Raw genomic sequence first — 16,749 nt, forward strand, 5'->3', positions numbered from 1 at the left:
GCCTGTTGACTCAAATGCAGAGTCAACAGGCTTTTGGACCAATTGGCAATTTAACAAGGAATTGGTTGTTCGAGACAAATAACTCCCAGCCACGCATTCTTTCCCTTTATTCCCCAGTCGGAACCGGCACCTTTACCAGCTGGCCACTTTGCAACAGATAAAGATACCGTTCCCTGACTGGATGATTCAGGATTGCCTGTACCGCCTCACTGTATAAATCCACCTGAATCCGATACCGGCGCAATGCCTTTTCCGGATCCGGACTGCGATCTGTCTTGTAGTCCACCAACACCAAACTGCCATCTTCCTCTTCAAAAAGCAAATCGATGACCCCCTGCGTAAAGACCCGCTCTTCCTCGGATTTCACCTCTGGATAAAAACGTTTGGCTGGAAGCATCCGGCTGAACGGAAGTTCCCGCCATACACGAACAGCCCGGCGAAGCCGTTCCCCGATTTCCGATTGGGCAAATCCCTGGATTCCCTTGATATACACGGCTTCCTTTTGGCCTGGCTGCAAGATTCCACAACGTTCCATATTCTCGAGCTGCTTCCGAATCCCTGCAAAACTTCTATCGCCATGAAGGTCTAGATGCTGCATCGCCATATGCATGATAGAACCACGTTCTGCCGCCGATAATCCTTTTTTCGCATCCTGCATAAAACGCGGACGCGGCCAATCAAAATCTATTTTTTCTTCTATTGACGAAATCGGTGTCAAAACAGATTGGCCCAACGATTCTTCCTCCAAAGACTCATACTCAGCAAAACGATGCTTGATTTCCGTAACCGTAAGCTTAGCTGGAACTTCATCCAGGCCTCCCATATCATACTGCCAAGACAGGCAGGCTTCGACCTTTCCCTGTGCCTCTGTCGGCGGCATTGGCTTTAAGGCTGCCGCAGCTTCCAGCAGTCTGTCATGATCCGTCTCTGCTGCCATCTCCGGCGTAACTTCATGTGCAGGAATCATCCGAACCGCAAAACGTGCCTCTTCCTCAGCTTCCAATACCACATATTCCGAAAACGCATCCTGCATAAATTCCCGCAAAGCCTCCCCATCCTTATGACGGGCTATTGCAGGAGCTATCCAGTCGAGATATGTCTTGGCCTGACAAATATAAGAAACCGGAAGCTGCCGGTTCTGGCTGTTCAAAAACTGTCCCCAGGATTTGGCTTTGCTTTCCACCTGTGCAGGCGACAGCATCCCTGTAATGATAAGTTTCTCCCGTGCACGTGTCAACGCCACATAAAGCACACGCATTTCCTCGGCCTTAGTCTCATCCACAATCTTATCGGCAATCGCTTGCCAAGGCATCGTGTTATATATCTGCCGCCCTGTTTGCGAACGCTCCGCCATCTTTACCCCAATGCCAAATTGCTGATGCATCAGGAAAATCCCCTGCGCGTCCCGGAGATTGAATTCTTTGGCGGCATTGGCCAGAATTACCACCGGGAATTCCAAGCCCTTGCTCTTATGAATCGTCATAATGCGCACGACATTTTCACTAGCGCCCAGGGTGCGCGCAACCGAAAGGTCTGTCTCCCTTTTTTTGAGGTCATCAATAAACCGCAGGAAGCGGAACAAGCCGCGGTAGTTCGTGCGCTCATAATCCGCCGCCCGGTCTGCCAGCATTCGTAAGTTAGCCTGACGAAGCAAACCACCTTTCAAACTTCCCACATAATCGTAGTAACCAGTCTCACGATAGAGCATCCAAATCAGCTCCGGCACGCTATGGCTTATGGCATAATTCCGCCACGCGGCCAGCTCCTGCTGAAACGCTGCCGTCCGCTCCGCAAGTTTTGGTGATAGCTTAGTATCTGGCGAAAAACTTGCCAGCAGTCCGTCATACAAGTCGCCGTCTTCTGCTGCCAGGCGAATCTCCACCAATTCCTTCATCGAGAAACCGCCAATGGGAGACGCCAGCACCGACGCCAGCGGGATATCCTGCCGGGCATTGTCCAACACCGACAAAAGCGCCAAGACAATGCGCACCTCGCTGGCCTCAAAATAGCCTCCGCCCACATCGGCATACGCCGAAATGCCATTTTTCCGCAGCGTTTCCAGCAAAACATCTGCTTTGCCCTGCACGGCACGCATCAATACAGCAATATCGCGAAGCTCCAGCGGGCGATAGGTATTCGTTTCCTTATCCAGCACCACAGGCTTTTCCTCCATCAGTTGCTGGATTCGATTGGCAATATGCTGCGCTTCGATTTCAAAACCTTCGAGCGCTTCGGCTGCTTTGGTCTTTTGCTCCTTCTTTTCCCCCAGCAGGATATCCAATTCCAACGGCCCGGTAAGTGTATTTTCCGCCTGGGGATAATCAGCCCCCGGATGAAGCCGGCTGCGCTCGTCATACTCAATTTCCACCGCATCCCGGCGCATAATCTGCTCAAAAATAAAATTGATTGGCGACAGGACTTCCGCGCGGCTGCGAAAATTCTTTTTCATCGTAATCAGCTGATTCTTCCCGCCGTCCGCAGCTTCTTCCGGGAAACTGTCGTATTTTGCCTGAAAAAGATACGGGTCTGCCAGACGGAACCGATAGATACTCTGCTTAACGTCACCAACGGTAAAGCAGTTATTCTCCCGCGCAATGAGGCTTAGGATTGCTTCCTGCACTCCATTGGTATCCTGATATTCATCTACCATGATTGCCTTGTACTGCTCCCGCAAGGAAATAGCGGCTTCCGTGGGAACATACTCGGGCTTGTCCTGCATGATTCTTTCCGCATCACCGCAAAGAATTTCCAGTGCAAAATGCTCCAAGTCATTAAAGTCCAGGATATTGCGTTCTTTCTTGGCTGCCTGCAGCTCGTCCATGAAATCTAAAACCAGCTGTACGTACTGCTTCACGGCTTTGCCACTGCGCTTGATACTATTGGATAGCTCCTGTTCACGCTCCAACAGATATTTTTCTTTTATTTTTCCAAACCCCTTTTTGACTTTATCCCGTGCCTCATCAAATTTATCACGCACTTCGGGATAATCGGCCTTCAGCGGCTTAAACTCCTTCTTGGCCAGTCTTCCCCAGCTAACGGTTGCTGCCGCATCAATTACGGCATCAAAACAGCCAGGGCCCGGATTTTTTTCGCAGACGCGCAGCGCGCCGCGTACCGCTTCCAACTGGTCAATATCGGCCTGCACAACTTCCACATACGGCTTCCACTCTTCCTGCAACTCCACCGGAGCAGCGTCGCCTACGAGCAGTGTCAGCTTATCATACTGCCGGATGCAGGCATCCACCGCCTGAACAGTGGCTGCCAATATCCGTTGAAACCATGGCGTTGTAAAAAGGCTCTCTGCCGTTTCATAGACTTCCTGCTGACGGCGCAGCCAGACTTTTGGATACGGCTGGCTCTGACTAAAAGCATAAAGTTTTAACACCGCCTCATAGATGACATCATCGCCCCTGTCGTTGCCGTAATCATCAACAAACGAGAGAAACGCTTCCCATGCAGGAATATCTTCTGCGCGCTCTGGACGCTCATAGCGTTTCTCCAGCAAATCTTCCAAAACATCCCGCTTCAGCAGGACCATTTCCTGCTCCCCGGCTAAGCGAAACTGCGGGTCTACCTCTACCGCTTCGATATTTTTGCGGATTACCTGCTGGCAAAACGAATGGAAGGTCGAAATATCCGCTCCCGTCAAAAGTACTGTCTGACGTTCCAGCCAGGCAGTAAGGGCCGCGTTTTCTTCCACCAGCAGGCGCTTTTGCAGCGCCCCTTCAATTCGTTCCCGCATTTCAGCCGCCGCGGCACTGGTAAACGTCACGACCAATAGTTCATCAATGGAAAGTTCCCGTTCCATGAGCTGCTTGATGATTCGCTCTACCAACACGCGCGTTTTGCCTGACCCAGCCGCAGCAGCCACCAGGATATTTTTTCCCCGGACATCAATTGCCTTCTGTTGGTCCTTGGTGTAATCCACTGAGCAAATCCTCCCTTCCTGTACACTCAGCCATCCGCCGTTCCAATTCTTCGTCGTCAGCCTGCACCACATCATGGTATTCATATCCCGGCAGTTCCGCATCAAACCCGCAAAGATCACGATACGCACAATAGCTGCAAGCCTTATATTCCTGATTGTTCTTTATGATGCGATAGGGACTCGCTTTAATTTCGCCAGCGAGAATTTTCCGGCCAGTATCCCGCAGGATATAATCCACGTAACTCAAGAGCAGTGCAAATTCCTCCTGCGTGCGCACATAATGCCCCTTTTTTGTCGCCTCATCAAAACTGCCGTCTTTCTTGCGCTTCAGCATCAAGTGCCCCAGCCCTTTATCGATACTTTCGATTACTTCCTGGTCCGCGCACACCCATCCCGGCATGCGAAGCTCTGCCATGACCTTGGCCGCCAATTCCTTATCCGATAAGCGCTTGTCACTGCTGACTACCGGATTTTTCAGGAAAGCATAGAGCATTCCCGCTGGCAGGCGATCGCTTCCCTGCTGATGAAAAAGCTGTTGCGCTACCATCACATAGACCAGGAGCTGAAGCTTCAGGCCATAATAGACCTCGAAAAGATTGATAGCGGCCTGACCTGTTTTATAATCCACCACCAGAAAGTATGGATGTTCCCGATGAATATCGAGGCGGTCTATCTGCCCTTTAAAAGACAACCGGAAGCCATTCCCCAGCGGCAGTGGCGATAACTGCGCAAAGTCCCCGGCATGACCAAAGGCTTCTTCAAAATAGGCCGGCTGGAATTCGGACAGCGCCGCCCAAGCCGTAAGCTGTGATACCGCCTGACCGGCAGTCTCTGCAATCCGATTTTTTAAATGCCGGTAATTCGCCCGGCTCAATAGGATTTCACTCTGCAGTCTCGGTGCTAATTCCTCCACGAGCGACTGGCATAGCGGCTGACGCTTTTCCTCCGGCACGTCCTGCCACCGCCCGGAAAAGTCTTGGCGCACCTTTTCCCCATACGCATGTAAAACCGCATGCAAAAGCTGGCCCAAATCCATATTGCGGAATTGATACTCCCGCCGTTCCTGCAATTTGAGTCCATACGCGGCAAAATGCGAAAACGGGCACTGGCGGAATTTTTCAAACTGCGTTACACTGCCATGAAGGCTCTTGCCCCGCAAATAAATCGCCTGCGCGAGTTGTTCCGGCAATTGTTCTTCGTTGGCTTTGGCAAACAATCCCGATAAAGCCAGCTTCAAGGGACGTCGGAGTTCCGGCTGTTCCAAAGCCCAATTGTAAACATCCTGCCAAAAAGAGTCCGGCTGTTTTTCCGCCAGCCGCGCTTCCTTACGGCTCCGCAATACATTGACCAAACTGGAAATTGCCGGCCTGCCAGCCACCAGCTGAAGGCTGTCCTCACGCTGCAAGGTCTCCAACGGAATCGAAAGGAACGGCAAATCTTCATAAAGCTGCCGCAAGCGCTGGATAAGTGACGAGGGCTGCAAACCACTGCCCTCCGCATCCGCCAGCGCATAAGAAACCCATAAATATTCCCGCGCCTCGTTAAAACTGCGGTACAGCAAAAACTTTTCCCCGAAGCTCCGCTCACGGCTCCCTCGGGAAATTTCCGGAATCTCCACCCCTTCCCATTGAAGTTCCTGCAAAGCTTCGTCAATGTGGAGGCGTTCCGCATCCGTCAAAAGCCCCTGTTCTGACGAACGCCGCGGCATGATTTCCGCATTGGCACCTAAAATATAAATCGCCCGCGAATTGTCAAGGCTGTTCTGGTCAAACGATGCCAGCGTCACATAGTCAAGTCCCGGCGGTATCAGCGAAATGGTCAACGCATCCAGGCCATCGCTGAGCACCGCATCAAATTCGGACAAGGTCATGCTTTCTTCGCCGCTGATTTCTACTATCTGATCGAGCAGTCCGATACTGCCGCCCCAAATCTGCCGATGTTCCATCGCATCAGCTAAACGGCCTTCTTTCTCCGCTATTTCCGTCCACTGGGAAAGGTGCGCCGGTACTTCCAACCGCTCCAGGAAACGATACACCGCTTCGGTCTGCTCCCGCACATCAGCTGCTTCCCGGATTTCATCTTCCAGCCCCGCCAGTGGTTCCATCGCCTGACGGCGAAGGGCATCGATAGCCGCCAGCTTTGCCGCCGAGCTTTCATCCACTACTTCCGCATCATCCTCCAGCGCATACCGGCGATGCCAATTCCACGACTCTTCTTGTAACCAGCGCTTCCGGCCGCGAATGCCAAATTCCCGCACATAATTTTCCAGCTTGTCGACATCCTCCCGGACCAATGGGAAAAAACCTGTCCGCAGGCAGCGAAATACAGTTTCATACCGCCATCCCCTGGTCACAACTTCGAGCGCCGAACGCATTAACTCCGCCAATGGATGATGAATGCTCGGACGTTTGCTGTCCTGAAAGAACGGGATTCCATAATCCTGGAAAACCAACCGCAGGATGTCACCATAAGCTTCCTCATCCCGTACAAGTACGCCGACATCCCGATAACGATACCCTTTTTCCCGGACCAGCCGCCGGATATCAGCCGCCACGGCTTCCACTTCGAGGCGCCGGTTTGCCGCCTCAGTCAGCTGTACTGCCGCCTCAGCCGCTACTGCCGCCCCACCCCGGCAAAAGAGTTTTTTTTCAATCTGCCGCAAGGACACCTTCCGGCTGCGATGATTTTCCTCAAGCAAGGTCACCGGATACGGTTCGATACTTTCCGGCTGACCTGTCAACTTCCCCATTAACGCACAAATAGTTTCCATAGTGCGGTAGGAGCGCTGGAACAGGCCAGTTTCCTGCATGTTTTCCGGCAAATTCAGATTGACGCGCCCATCGGCCAAACGCTGTCCGGCCATCGGCAGGGTAATATGCACGCGGTCCACTGTCTGCAAAAGCGCTGCCAAAACCTGCTGTTCCTGCGGATTGAAAAAGATGAATCCATCCATCCACACCTCGGCATTTTTCAGCAAGGGAGCTTCGGGTATTTTTTCCGCCAATAGCGTCATCATATCTTCGGCATCATTGGCCCGCCCTTCCATGGCGGCCGCAAATTCATCCGACAAAGCAGCCAGTTCTGTCAATTTGCTGGCCAAGCGGCTGCTATTTTCGCCCAAGCGGCCGCTGGCCTTGCGCAAAACATCCGTCGTCAGCCGATAACTCTTAAACTCCTTGATTGCATCGGACAAACTGGCCGTAAAGCCCCGCTGGCGTGCTGCTCTGGCAAATACATCAAGATCCTTTTTCTTCTGATGTCCCACCAGCAATTTGCGCAACAACAGCCGTCTGCCCACCTCACTGATTCGCGGAATATCAGCCCCGCCAGTCTCTAAGAGAATCTGCCTGGCAAAGCGGCGAAAACCAAATACATAACCACGAAAAAATCCCTGCCCTTGCGCAATCGAAGATGCCAGCTGCCGTTCGACCTTATAAGTCATATGCTCCGGCAAAAGTAATACCAGCGAATGTCCGATTGGATTTTGCTGCATCTGCTCCCGCATAGCAGCCAGGCACGCATAGGTCTTGCCAGTACCGGCCCGCCCAATGATGAAATCAAGTTTAGCTATCATAATAACCTGCCTCTTATCGAAAAAGAAAGGACATATTCCCAAAAGGAATATGTCCTTTTCCTGCAATCAATTACATAAAGGAAAACGGCGTTGTTACACGGCGAAGCGTACGTCCACAGCTACAAGTATCTTCCTCGAGCATCACTGCCTGTCCCGTGCGGTACCGTATCAACGGCATCGCCTCAGCCATGAGACTGGTAAGGACAAGTTCGCCCATTTGATGTGGTTCCGTAACTACCTGGTCACTGTTGAACGTGACAATTTCCGGATAGAAGTAATCCTCCTGTATGTGGTAGCCGTTATGCGCTTCACACTGGAAGATTGCTGCAGCCATGCCGATTTCGGCTGGCTCATAAAGGTTGAACACCCTTGCCTTAGTACGTTCCTGAATATGCCGCTGCATAGGATTCTGAACGCCCTGCACATTGCGGCATATCACGCGGGAAAGCGGATAGTCCGCAATGTTCTTGCCCGTAGCCTGCAGCTGAATAATCAACTGCATAATAAGCTGTGGTGTACTTACCAAAGTATCCATGCCCACCAGCTCCATCAACCGGAGCCATTGCCGGTAATCCGTCCCCATCGGGACAACAGCGGCACCAATCATCTCCAAAGCGTATTGGACATCGAGCAGCCGGCTGTCCGACAAATCTCCCTGCAAGGCCACCACCGAGGCATTCGTAATGCCAGCAGCCACCAGGCAGCGGGTCATCATCTCCACATTATGCGCAACATCGCCATTAGTATAAAGTTTCGTAATCTCACCAATTTCCTGCTGCATGACATTGAAGCGCAGAATTCCCGAAATCGGTATCGTCAAAATATCCAGTGCCTCAATCTGATAAAGCGTGTTGCGCTCCAAGAATGGAAACTTGGCAATATCCGCAAGGCTCTGGAGTTCCTCATGAGAGACTCCCTTTTTCTTAAACTGTTCCTGATAGAAAAAGCTCTTCTCCTCGGCCCACCTCAACTGTTTCTTTAAGCGCTGAAGCTGGAGCTCTCGCATCCTGTCCATATCCATTTGTTCAATCTGTTGATTTGCGTACATGACTTAGCTCCATTCAACGTTAATAATCCATCCGCCTTAGGCCAACGGTTTCTGATAGAAAAATGGCTGGAAGCTGGTATACCCCAGTTTGCGGAAATTCAAGATTGCCTCGGTTGCACCGACAAACAGGATGCCGCCCGGTTTCAAAGCCTTGAAGAAGTTCGCATAAAGCTGGTCTTTCGCTTCCTCGGTAAAGTAAATGACAACATTGCGGCAAAGAATCAAATCAAAGCCTTCTTCGAACTTGTCCTTCAAGAGGTTATGACGTTTAAACTCGATGCAGTCCTTGATTTCCTGTTTTACCGCATACTTATCACCCTCGACCACGTCAAAATATTTCGCCCGGCGCTGCGGCGTCATAGCCTTGAGTTCATTATCTGTGTAGACACCGCGTTTCGCCTTGGCAAGGATTTCAATATCCAGATCCGACGCTAGGATACGATGACGGACATTGGGCGTCATCTCCTTCATAATCATAGCCAGGGAATACGGCTCCGCACCGATAGAGCAGCCAGCACTCCAGATATTAAGCTTCGACGACCGTTTCAAAAGATCCGGGATGACATCCGTCTCAAGCTTGCCAAATTTCTCCGGCGTGCGGAAAAACTCCGATACGTTAATCGTCAAATACTCAATGAACGAAGCAAAATCGTCCTTGTCCTTCGAAGCCTGATCAAAATAAGCACTATATGAGTCCATACCCGCTCTGGTAACCAGATTGCCGATACGGCGCTTCATCTGCGGCTCCTTGTAGAGATCCAAATCGATCTCCGTCTTCATCTTCAATTTCCGTTTAAATTCTTCCCAATCTTTTTCGTCCATCATTGATAGCTCCCTCCCTATTTCCTATTCCATATTCCTGCATCGCAAAAACGCACGTGACAATAGTTCTATGTGTATAGTATTCACGATACGCCAGAAAATTCCTGCTAAGGACAGGAAGGGAACCAAAAATAAATTACTCGATATCAAAAACAGTCCGGGACGATTTCGCCTCTTCTTTCGGAAGAATGATATGAAGGATTCCGTTTTCGTAGGAAACCGATACATCGTCCTTTTTGATTCCATCAATCAGAAAAGTCCGCTCGAACTCTCCGCTGCGGCGCTCCCGGCAAAGGAACTTGACCTGCATATCGCCTTCCTGCCGCTCAGCCCGGATGCGCAAATAGTGGTTGTCATCATAGGATACGTTTATCTGTTCTTTATAGAACCCGGGCAGTTCAGCAAAGAGTTCATAGGCCGCCTCTGTCGAAATCACATCCACGCGAAATGGTGACAAGGCGCTGCTGACTTTCCCCATCGGATTAAATGGCTGGTCTGCCATAAATTCCAAAGCTTTTTCCAATGCCTCACGGCCGCGTTCGGCATTTTCACGCAGGTTAAATGGTACTGTCCGGAACATAAAAATCGCCTCCATAATAGAACATTTCCTACTGTTAGTTCTATTATAGAGGCGTTTTCTGAATTTTTCAAGATTCGCCGCCAGCCATTATCGCCGCTGCGGAAACTTCGACAAAATATGACTGCAATCCTGCACGACTTCCACCGTTCCCAAATATTTTCCCGTCTCACCATAAACCGCCATATACTTCACCATCACCGGCTTTCCCATGATATAACGGGCAACTTCCAGCGATTCGCGTTTTCTGGCCCGAAAATCGGCCAACAGATTTTTGACCACAGGAACAATCTGTGGCGGATGACATTCAAAAACCAAGCGTCCGAGTGCCGCCTTCGGACGGGGAAAAATATTGCCCTCATTGATAAAAAAGCGCAGCTTGTCCTCCTCATCGATAAAGGTTATGTCAACCGGCAGCAGGGAAAACATTGCCCGGAGCTGCTTGACCGTAAGTTCGCCCGTTGGCAGCTGAATTTTGCCTGCCAGTATTTCCTGCTCCGTGGTCTTTTGCAGCTCCGCCGCGGCCCAGGATTCTCCAGCCTGCCATACCGGCGGTTCCTCAACAAACACTATCCCCATTTCCGGGAAATCCCGATAGATGCGCAGCCATTCTTCTGTCGTAAAATACTTAAGGCACAAGGGGAACAAAATGCGTTCTTCCTTCGCGGTCATCCCCTTAATGCGGTTCATCAGTGCGGCAATCCGACCTTTATAGATAATTACATTATCGGCATCTTCCTTTATCGCCCGCGTCAAAGTGCCAAGCTCTTTTTTGATTTCATCATCCTCATTCCACATGACCTGTGAAGGCCCCGTGACACCATAATTGTACAATATCGGCATCAACAGTTCTTCCTTCTTGGCATAATGGGAACGAATGGCATTCAGGTCGCTCATGGCTCCAATCACCAGAGCTGCATCGATTGATTCAGCGGTGCACTGCTCTTCGATGCCTGCCCGGATTTTGTCCATGCCATCATTTTCCGCCCGCAGCAAAGCAATCGGATGACCTGCTTCCAAATCAAGTTCAGCTGACAAGTCAATCCGTGCCGCGTCCAGCTGACAAACCTCATTTACATCATACCCTACAGCTTCAAATCCATGGGCGGCCAGCAGTGCAACCACCTTTTCCATAGGAACCCTGCACACCGCCGCACCACGTGGCAGCGTCATGATATTTCCCATAGCCTTCAGTGCCGCCGGCTTTACGATTTTTTCCAGGCCAAGTTCTGCCAGTATATCCATAAGTTCGGGATAAGCCGTTATCAATTCCGCTACTGTGCGCTTCAAATCGATTCGCTTCATTCTATTTCCTCATCTCTTCTATTTTCTGACTAACTCCAAATTACTCCTATAGTATACGGACTGCTCCCTCCTTCGTCTGTTGCAACGGTTACATTTCTCCTGCCAATTATTTTTCTCGCCCCTCTTGCCAAATCCTTTACCAGGCATTAATATAGAAGCTGTTAGCGATATATGTAAAAAATATTATCAATGCTTGTAATATACTTATAAAATATAAGGAGGATATCTTACGCCTATGGACTTAAAACAATTAAACTATTTTCTCACCGTTGTAAACGAACAACAAATTACGGCGGCCGCTAAAAAACTTCACATGGCCCAGCCACCGTTATCCCAGCAAATGAAACTTTTAGAAGAGGAACTCGGCACTCAGCTTTTCAAACGCGGGCCTCATCGCATCGAGCTTACCGATGCTGGCCGGCTCTTAGCCCGCCGCGCGCAGCAAATGCTTGATATGGCAGACTCTACCACCCGCGAAATAGCCGACCTGTGCCAAGGACTTCGCGGCACCCTCTCCATCGGAACGATTTCTTCCTCAGGAAGCATCCTGTTAAGCCAAGGACTGCAAGACTTCCACCAAGAATTCCGCGATGTCCACTTTGAGATTCATGACGCCAATACCTATCAGCTCATCGAGTTATTGGAGCAGGGTATCATTGAAATCGGCATTGTCCGGACGCCCTTCAATGCCAGCCAATTCCATTGCGAATATTTAAATTCTGAACCCATGGCCGTTGCCATGACAAGTCAATTTGACTGGTGTCCGGATAGAACGTCTATCCAGCTGACAGAACTCGACCATCGGCCACTGATTGTCTACCGGCGTTTTAACCAGCTGCTCAATGACGCGTTCACCGCCCAAAGCATCCAGCCGGAAATCTATTGCCGCAACGACGACGCCCGCACCACCGTACTTTGGGCCAATGCCGGGCTTGGCATTGCCATCGCTCCATTGTCAGCGATGAAACTTGCCGCCCATGAAAATCTTCACATAAAAACCATCGAAGCCCCCTCGCTCGAAACAAAAATTGCTGTCATCTGGCGTCGTGATACCTATCTATCCCATATTGGAGAAAAATTTCTGACCGCACTATGCGGCAAACCGATACCAACAGCAAAATAACCTTAGGAGGAATCATTATGTCCAACGAAGAATTGAAATCGCTCGCCGCATCCTGTCCCCATTTTTATTGGAAACTATTCCAATCGACGTTTTTAATCAGCGCCTTTACCGTTGGCGGCGGCTTTGTCATCATCCCGCTCTTGCGGGCAAAATATGTCGACGAGTACGGCTGGCTCAACGATAAAGACACGCTGAATCTCGTATCTATTGCCCAATCCATGCCGGGCATCGTAGCGGTAAACGCCTCGATTATTCTCGGCTACCGCATGGCAGGAATCCGTGGCGCGTTAACAGCTCTCTCGGCGACCATCCTGCCGCCCCTTTTCACCCTCTCGCTCATTGCTTGTGCGTACGACTGGTTCGCTTCCAATCAATATGTGCGCTATTTGTTAAAAGGCATGCAGTGCGGTGCTACCGCCTTGATTGTCAATGTATCCATTGACTTGCTGCAAAAACAGCTAAAGAAGAAAATGCTTCTTCCGCTCGCCATCATTGCTGGTACTTTTCTGGCCAATTTTTGCTTTGAGGTCAACATCATGCTGCTGATTATCTTCGACGGCCTGTTAGGACTCCTGTTCATGCGCAGCCGCGAGTACGGAAAATAAGGAGGTTTTGTCATGATTTACTTAACTCTGTTTTTGGAATTTGCCAAAGTTGCCATATTCTGCGTTGGTGGCGGTTATGCCTCGATGCCACTGATTCAGGCCGCCGTTGTCGATACCTATCACTGGCTGACATTATCCGAATTCGTAGATATTTTTACCATCTCGCAGATGACGCCAGGCCCTATCGGCATCAACGCCGCTACCTTTGCCGGCATGAAGATTGCGGGAATCCCCGGTGCGGTCTCGGCCACCATTGGCTTCTGCACCCCATCGTTCATCCTCGGCATCCTGCTGGCACGGCTATTTTTCAAATACGGTGACATCGGCCCCATCCGCGGAATCCTAAACGGCCTCCGCCCGGCGGTAATCGCCTTGATTGCCTCGGCCGGCATAAGTTTTATCGTCCTTGCCCTTTGGAATGAAGAAAAACTTCCTGCTGACCTTTCCACCATCGACCCCATCGGCATTCTCATCCTGGCCGTTTCCCTGATAGCGGTCCGCCAGAAAGCCGGTGTCATAAAACTGCTGGCAGCTTCGGGTATCGCCGGCCTCGCTCTTGGAATCGTGAAGCAACTGTTATGAATAGCCAAGCGGCGCAAAGTCAAAAGACTCTGCGCCGCTTTTTTATCAGCAAAATACTTTTCCGCCGATAATCGTCTGTTTAATTTTCACGTCATCATCAAAGATAACGATATCGGCCCGCTTGCCCGCTTCGAGCGAACCGAGCTCGTCATAAAGATTCAGCTCTGCCGCCGGCGTTTTCGTTGCCATCTCGATCACGCGTGCCAACGGAGCACCTGTATTCTCCCAGAATATCTTGATGCAGCGATTCATCGTCGCCACACTGCCAGCAATCGTGCCATCTTCCAATGTTGCGAGCTCTCCTTTGACGAATACTTTCTGCCCGCCAAGTTCCGAAGGGCCATCGCCAACACCACAGGCTCTTAGCGAATCCGTAATCAAAATGATATTCCGGCCGCCCTTTGCATGATACAAGAGACGCTGTGCTGCCGGATGCGAGTGGACATTATCGGCAATGATTTCGCAGTTTGCCAGTGAATCCAGTGCTGCTCCAACCACGCCGGGATTGCGATGATGGAACGGCGTCATGGCATTATAGAGATGCGTGATATGGTGCACGCCATGCTCGGTCACCGCCTCCATTACCGTCTCATAATCTGCCGCCGTATGCCCGATGGAAACCGTAATCCCAGCTTCCTCGCAAAGCTCTACGAAATGGTAATCGGGCAGCTCCTCCGGGGCCAGCGTTATGATGCGGACAACATCCTGCCAAGGCTCCACCAGTTCAAAATCCGCAGGGCGGATATTGCATTCAGCCTGTGCGCCCTTCTTGGCCGGACTGATAAACGGTCCTTCCATATGTGCGCCTAAAATCCGCGCCCCTGCTGGCTGTTGCTGCTGATAGTGGCGGATATGCGAAAAAGCTTTCGCCACATCGTCCCAGGCACAAGTCATCGTAGTAGGCAAAAATCCCGTGACCCCCGTCTTGGCCTGCAAGCGGCTCATTTTCGGCAGTGCCGTCTCCTCATCGTCCATCGTATCCATTCCATCACAACCATGGATATGTACATTAAGGAATCCCGGCGAAACATAGCAGCCCTCCGCGTCAATCGTGTCTTCGATATTTAGGACAGCCGCTTCACGTTCCGAAACGATGCCCTTTATGCGTTCTCCCTCACAGAGAATGACCTTTCCCGTCTCAATTGCAAAATCGCCCTGCTCATCCGGCAGAATGCATTTGCCATTTATAATTGCCAGCATCTTCATTCCTCCACATAATGACTAAAACTGCCGATGACCAGCTGCGGGAATTCTTTATGCAGGGTCTCAATAAACGTACGGGTACCTACTGCCTTCCCCTGGGGCTCCGGCATGATATCCAAAAACGCATCCGGATCAATGTTCAAGTTGCGGACCTGAATCATCTGAACCGGCAGCTCGCGGAAAAATTCCTGCCAGGCTGCCAGTTCTTCCTCGCGGTCATTGAATCCCGGGAAATAAAGCAGATTCAGCGAAACATAGACACCGTGTTCCAAAGCATAGCGGATAGAATCTTTGACATTTTCCAGATGATAGCTGGCGCGATAATAGGCATCATAGCCTTCCTCTCTGGCACTGATAATCGAAACACGCAAGGAATCCAGCCCGGCATCAACGATTTTTTTGACGCCTTCCGTCCAGCCGACATTGGAATTCATATTTATCTGGCCTTTATCGGTCTTGGCGCGAATCAGCTTGATACCTGCAGCAATATTATCAGCTGCCAGCGACGGCTCACCCTCGCATCCCTGTCCAAAGCTAATGATGCCGTCCGGCGCTACCGAAAGGTGATAGACACCGACTTCGGCTATCTCCTCTGGTGTCGGACGGAATTTAATACGCTCCTGTGGGGATGGGCAGCACTCAGCCGGCTGCAGGGAAATACAGCCAAAACAGTTGGCGTTGCAAACCGGCGAAGTCGGAATGCCGCATTCCCAGCGGCGGTAAAACAGATTCTGCGCCGTGCAGCAGTGCCATTTGAGGCTGCATCCTCCCACCTGCTCGACAATGCGATTTCCCGGCAAATCCTTCTTCGTGCGCTTGACCAGATTTTTCAGCTCTTTGGTGTTGTAGTGAACCGGGTCCCATTTATCGTTTTCATCGGTATAAACGGCCGCACAATAAAGTTCGTCCTTGTAGACGACCACAGCCGTATAGCCGTATAACGGCAAGCGTTCAGCCTCCTCTGCCCGCTCGTAAGCCGGCAGATAAAGACGGGTGTAGCCAGCCGGCAGGATAGCGGCTACCGCCAAACCGCTTATCGGCATGACCTCGCCATCCGCCGCGCACCCCACTGCCAGATGGTCCGGGAGCAGCATGAGGTCGGCACTTTCCGGCAACGGAATCAAATCTTCCGGCTTCAGCAGGATATTTTCACGGCCCGTACGGCCCATTCCCTGCATCCCCGGCGCGTCTAAAATATTGCCGTCTTCATCAGCATAGACAGCCGTAATCATTTCACGCATTAACTGCTTCTCCCTCCTGCATCTCTTCGGCCTTTGCCTTTTTCTTCTTGGACTTTTTCGGGTTGTACTGATTCATCGCCATATCTACATCATCCGTTACGATACATTCCACCGCCGGCAGCAGATACTTGATTGCCTCCTCGATTTTGGGCACGTCCTCAGTGGCAAACGGGGCCAGTACATGGTTGACTACCGTCCAGCCCGGCAGTGGGCGGCCAATGCCAATGCGCACGCGGGCAAAGTGCTCATCGCCCACATGAGCCAGGACCGACTTGATTCCATTATGTCCGCCAGCACTGCCCTTCTTGCGGATACGGATGGTTCCTGCCGGGATGTCCATATCATCATGAACCACAATAAGGTCCTCAATCGCCAGTTTGTAGAAATTCATCAACGGCCCCACTGCCTGACCGCTCTCATTCATATAGGTCTGCGGCTTCACCAGTAAAACTTTCTCAGTGCCGATACGCGCCTCGCCAATTTTCGCATCGAACTTATCCTTCCAGTCCGTTACCCCCAACTTATCTGCCAAAGCATCGACAAACATAAAACCGACATTGTGTTTCGTCTTTTCATATTCACTGCCCGGATTTCCCAGACCAGCAATTATTTTCATTGTCGTATTCACTCCATTTCAAAACTGTATTTTCTATTATAACGCCATTGCCCCATTTTTCCAAAGGCAAAATCCTCGTTTTCCCACCCGTTGCAGCAGAAAACGAGAATCCCGCCTCAAGCACA

12 protein-coding genes are annotated in these 16,749 nt (G+C 50.9%); 3 read left to right on the top strand and 9 right to left on the bottom strand.

Annotated elements, in window-relative coordinates:
- Positions 1 to 106 precede the first annotated feature (106 nt).
- The 6 genes from addA to FZ040_RS07605 all read right to left on the bottom strand — a co-directional run bounded on the left by addA (position 107) and on the right by FZ040_RS07605 (position 11,254).
- Positions 107 to 3,928 (bottom strand): helicase-exonuclease AddAB subunit AddA, encoded by a 3,822-nt coding sequence (gene addA / locus FZ040_RS07580; protein ID WP_149171423.1) that lies wholly within the window; start codon positions 3,926 to 3,928, stop codon positions 107 to 109.
- Positions 3,894 to 7,502 carry a helicase-exonuclease AddAB subunit AddB gene (gene addB / locus FZ040_RS07585; RefSeq protein ID WP_149171424.1) on the bottom strand — a complete coding sequence of 1,203 codons (3,609 nt, stop codon included), beginning with the start codon at positions 7,500 to 7,502 and terminating at the stop codon, positions 3,894 to 3,896. The genes addA and addB overlap by 35 nt, the downstream gene beginning before the upstream one ends.
- A 70-nt stretch (positions 7,503 to 7,572) precedes the next feature.
- Entirely contained in the window at positions 7,573 to 8,550 is a 978-nt protein-coding gene (locus FZ040_RS07590; RefSeq protein ID WP_255448789.1) for a phenylacetate--CoA ligase family protein, read from the bottom strand.
- A 36-nt stretch (positions 8,551 to 8,586) separates the two neighbouring features.
- Positions 8,587 to 9,375 (bottom strand): CheR family methyltransferase, encoded by a 789-nt coding sequence (locus FZ040_RS07595; RefSeq protein ID WP_149171425.1) that lies wholly within the window; start codon positions 9,373 to 9,375, stop codon positions 8,587 to 8,589.
- Between the two features lie 133 nt (positions 9,376 to 9,508).
- On the bottom strand, positions 9,509 to 9,952 hold the full coding sequence (locus tag FZ040_RS07600; RefSeq protein ID WP_149171426.1) for an Hsp20 family protein: 444 nt from the start codon (positions 9,950 to 9,952) through the stop codon (positions 9,509 to 9,511).
- 87 nt (positions 9,953 to 10,039) lie between these two features.
- Positions 10,040 to 11,254 (bottom strand): PAS domain-containing protein, encoded by a 1,215-nt coding sequence (locus FZ040_RS07605; protein ID WP_149171427.1) that lies wholly within the window; start codon positions 11,252 to 11,254, stop codon positions 10,040 to 10,042.
- A gap of 235 nt (positions 11,255 to 11,489) precedes the next feature.
- On the opposite strand from FZ040_RS07605, the gene FZ040_RS07610 reads away from it, so the two are divergent.
- Genes FZ040_RS07610 through FZ040_RS07620 form a run of 3 tightly spaced genes read left to right on the top strand, consistent with a single transcriptional unit; the run spans position 11,490 to position 13,564 of the window.
- Positions 11,490 to 12,377 (top strand): LysR family transcriptional regulator, encoded by an 888-nt coding sequence (locus FZ040_RS07610; RefSeq protein WP_149171428.1) that lies wholly within the window; start codon positions 11,490 to 11,492, stop codon positions 12,375 to 12,377.
- Positions 12,378 to 12,394: 17 nt separating this feature from the next.
- Positions 12,395 to 12,982 (top strand): chromate transporter, encoded by a 588-nt coding sequence (locus FZ040_RS07615; protein ID WP_149171429.1) that lies wholly within the window; start codon positions 12,395 to 12,397, stop codon positions 12,980 to 12,982.
- Positions 12,983 to 12,994: 12 nt separating this feature from the next.
- Positions 12,995 to 13,564, top strand: coding sequence for a chromate transporter (locus FZ040_RS07620; protein ID WP_149171430.1), 570 nt, complete (start codon positions 12,995 to 12,997; stop codon positions 13,562 to 13,564).
- Positions 13,565 to 13,609: 45 nt separating this feature from the next.
- Here FZ040_RS07620 and nagA read toward each other — a convergent pair whose 3' ends face one another.
- Genes nagA through pth form a run of 3 tightly spaced genes read right to left on the bottom strand, consistent with a single transcriptional unit; the run spans position 13,610 to position 16,624 of the window.
- Positions 13,610 to 14,764, bottom strand: coding sequence for an N-acetylglucosamine-6-phosphate deacetylase (gene nagA / locus FZ040_RS07625; RefSeq protein ID WP_149171431.1), 1,155 nt, complete (start codon positions 14,762 to 14,764; stop codon positions 13,610 to 13,612).
- Between the two features lie 2 nt (positions 14,765 to 14,766).
- Positions 14,767 to 16,008 (bottom strand): radical SAM family protein, encoded by a 1,242-nt coding sequence (locus FZ040_RS07630; RefSeq protein ID WP_149171432.1) that lies wholly within the window; start codon positions 16,006 to 16,008, stop codon positions 14,767 to 14,769.
- Positions 16,001 to 16,624 (bottom strand): aminoacyl-tRNA hydrolase, encoded by a 624-nt coding sequence (gene pth / locus FZ040_RS07635; RefSeq protein WP_149171433.1) that lies wholly within the window; start codon positions 16,622 to 16,624, stop codon positions 16,001 to 16,003. Before pth ends, FZ040_RS07630 begins: the two co-directional genes overlap by 8 nt.
- Between the last annotated feature and the right edge of the window lie 125 nt (positions 16,625 to 16,749).

The organism is Pseudoselenomonas ruminis (assembly GCF_008271295.1).
GTDB classification, from domain to species: domain Bacteria; phylum Bacillota; class Negativicutes; order Selenomonadales; family Selenomonadaceae; genus Selenomonas_A; species Selenomonas_A ruminis.